This window comes from Streptomyces coryli, assembly GCF_011044975.1.
Lineage (GTDB): Bacteria > Actinomycetota > Actinomycetes > Streptomycetales > Streptomycetaceae > Streptomyces > Streptomyces coryli.
This window is the reverse complement of record NZ_JAAKZV010000462.1, coordinates 1-2954: the sequence shown is the minus strand read 5'-3', so window position 1 is coordinate 2954 and position 2954 is coordinate 1. Positions and strand designations below refer to the sequence as shown.

The window sequence follows — 2954 nt, the reverse complement described above, 5'->3', positions numbered from 1 at the left end:
GGCCCGTACGGGCCCACCGGCAGCGCCACCCGCCCCCTGATCGCCTACGCCGCGGCCGCCACCCCAGCACCGCCGAAAAAGCAGTCCGCCGCCGCCTACGACCAGCGCCTCGCCCGCTACCTGCTGGAGACGGCTACCGGGGCCCGCCTCTTCCCGGCCGGCGGCAGCGTCGACCTGCCCACCGCCCGCTGGACGATCGAGACCGAGAAGCTCATCCACCTCGACACCCCGTACGCCGGGCACAGCTCCGTGCGCATCGGCCGGCTCGTCGACGTCGACGCGGCACCGCAGTGATCCCGCAGGCGGCGGCCCGGGCGCAACACCACGCCTGGTCCGCCGTACGCGCCGAGACAACCCGCGGCCGCCCCGACCTGCGGCCGCGCCCTGCCCACTTCCCGCGCCCCGCCTCCTCGGAGAGGAACACCACCGCATGAAGCTGTCGATCCGCTCCCGCGACCTGGCCAACGCTCTGCGCCCGCTCGGGCCTCGGCTGCCGAAGAAGCCGCCCAACCCGAACATGGCCGGCATCCGCCTGCACGCCGCGGGCGACACACTGACGCTGGCCGCAGGGGACCTCGAGGTCACCGGCCGCATCCGGATTCCCGCCGTGATCCAGCAGGAGGGCAGCGCGCTCCTGGCCGGCGGCCTCACCGATTTCGCCGGCGTCCTGCCCGCCGACGACGAGGTCGTCCTCGTCGTCGACGACGACGGCGCGCACCTGGACATCGGCACCACGCAGATCCACCTGCCGCTGCTCGACGAGGCGGAGATTCCCGCGCTGCCCGACCTCCCGGCGCCGTACGGGCGTCTGAGCGGGCGGGACTTCGCCCAGGCCGTCAAGCAGGTCGCCGTCGCCGCCGGCACCGACGACGCGTTGCCGGTCCTCACCAGCGTCCACCTCGAGACGGCCGGCCGATACCTGCAGATGGCGGCAACCGACCGCTACCGCGTCGCCTTCCGGAAGCTGCCGCTGGCCCGCACCGGACGCCGCAGCAACGGCCCGCAGCTGATTGCCGCCAAGGACCTCAAGCGGACCGCCCACGATCTCAAGGACGACGAGGAGGTCACGCTCGGCCGGCAGTCGACGACGGAGCCGTTGGCCATCGCCGGTGCGGAACGGACCTTCACGCACCAGGAGATCGAAGGCAAGTTCCCCACGCTCGGCCCGATGCTTCCGACCGCGTTCGCCGCCCGCCTCATCGTCGACAGCAAAGCCCTGACCCGGGTCCTGACACGGATCAAGACGGTGGGGGAGCGGAATGTGCCGCTGCACATGGACCTCGACCCCGGACGCAAGGAGCTGCGGGTGCGCAGCGGCACCGACGGCTGGGCGAAGACCGTCGACCGCCTCGACGCGCACCGGCTGACCGGCGAGGCAATGACCGTGTCCTTCAACCCGCGGTTCCTGCTGGACGGGGTGCGGGCGATCGGCGGCAAGCAGCTGCAGGTCAACTTCGTCTCCCCGCACAAGCCTGCCCTTCTGCACGCGGCCGGCGCCACGGCGACCGACCTGCGATACCTGATCATGCCGGTGCGCTGGCGCGAGTAGGGACGGTCTCACCAGGCAACACGTGGCAGATTTGTAAGTCACCTTGTAATGCACTTACAAATCTGCCACGATGGGGACGTCCAGCGCGGCGAGACACCAGAGGAGACAGCCATGGGGCGCTACCGCAAGCAAGACGGAGAGCTCTACATCGCCAGCGAGAGCGGCCACGGCTGGACCCGAGGCGAAGGCCGCCGCTGGACCCGCAGCGGCGACAACGGGCAGCACTACGAGCTCGAGAAGCGCCGCCGCAACCGCAAAGACGACACCTACAACACCGGCTGGTACCTCTACTCGACCGGCGGCGGACTCCCGTTCTTCGGGGCGTCATGCGGAACGCGCGTCCTGGACGCCGTCGACGAGGCCGACCGCATGATCAGCGAAGCCGAGCGCGCGGACCGCGAAATCGCCGAGTACCAGGCGAAGAAGGCCGCGGAAGACCGGTGGTCCAAGAAGTTCTGGACCGAAGACGGCAACCACCTCCGCCCCGAAGTGTCCGAGCACTACATGGGCTTGGCCATCGACAACGCCGACGACACCGCAGTTGAAGAGGGATTCGAACAGCACTCAGTGCGCTGGTACGACACCGCCGAACGCACCTACCAGATGTTCGAGTCCATGGGCTTCCCGGAGGAGCTGTGAACCGCAAGACGGCCCTCAACGCCCACGAGAACCAAGGAGGAATGACCATGGCCCCGCGTCTGACCGACAAACGACTCGCCGCGCTGCGCAACGCAGTCGCGCACCCGAAGGGCAGCATCCTCCCGCTGATCGAGACCACCGCCGCCGGCACGAAGGTCTGGCTGACCGCCGCCGACGAGCGCGCCCTGGAGGCGCTCGGCTACGCCGACTCGATCGACGACTGCGGCCACGTCCAAGACAGCCCCGATCCCGCCGACGAGCACCGCACACACCCGCACTTCTTCCGCATCACCGACGCCGGCCGCGCCGCCGTACGCGCCGCCGAAGAGGAGCGAACCACCATGACCGCCTGCGTCTTCTGCTCCATCGCCGCCGGACACACCCCGGCCGAGATCGTCCGCGAATGGCCCGACGCCCTCGCGATCCGCCCCCGCAGCGGCGGCGTAAACGCCGGCCACCTCCTCGTCCTCCCGCGCACCCACGTTCAGGACGCCGGCGACAACCTCGAGGTGACCGCCGCCGTGATGCGCCGCGCCGCCGAGCTGCTGGCAGAGCACCCGGCCGCGAACCTCATCACCTCCAAGGGCGCCGAGGCCACGCAGACCGTCTACCACCTGCACGTACACGTCGTACCGCGGCAGGCCGACGACGGCCTGCCGCTGCCCTGGACCCCGCAGCACGCCGCCCGGAACGGAGCCTGACCATGGCCATCAACACCGTGCAGGCCCGCGAACCGCTCCCCACACCCGGCTCCCCGTCCGTCTTC

At 70.5% G+C, this 2954-nt stretch carries 4 protein-coding genes; all 4 read left to right on the top strand.

The genetic code is table 11. The annotated features are described in order from the left end of the window. Positions 1–294: hypothetical protein (locus G5C51_RS41225; RefSeq protein ID WP_420824917.1), on the top strand; the 294-nt coding region annotated here is incomplete at its 5' end. 136 nt (positions 295–430) lie between these two features. Then, positions 431–1549: a DNA polymerase III subunit beta gene (gene dnaN / locus G5C51_RS41220; RefSeq protein WP_165245952.1), complete on the top strand. Its 1119-nt coding sequence runs from the start codon at positions 431–433 to the stop codon at positions 1547–1549. 111 nt (positions 1550–1660) lie between these two features. Next, a complete protein-coding gene (locus G5C51_RS41215; protein WP_165245950.1) occupies positions 1661–2188 on the top strand; it encodes a hypothetical protein in 528 nt (175 codons plus the stop codon). A gap of 47 nt (positions 2189–2235) precedes the next feature. Continuing rightward, positions 2236–2889 carry an HIT family protein gene (locus tag G5C51_RS43570; RefSeq protein ID WP_240930278.1) on the top strand — a complete coding sequence of 218 codons (654 nt, stop codon included), beginning with the start codon at positions 2236–2238 and terminating at the stop codon, positions 2887–2889. Positions 2890–2954: the final 65 nt, after the last annotated feature.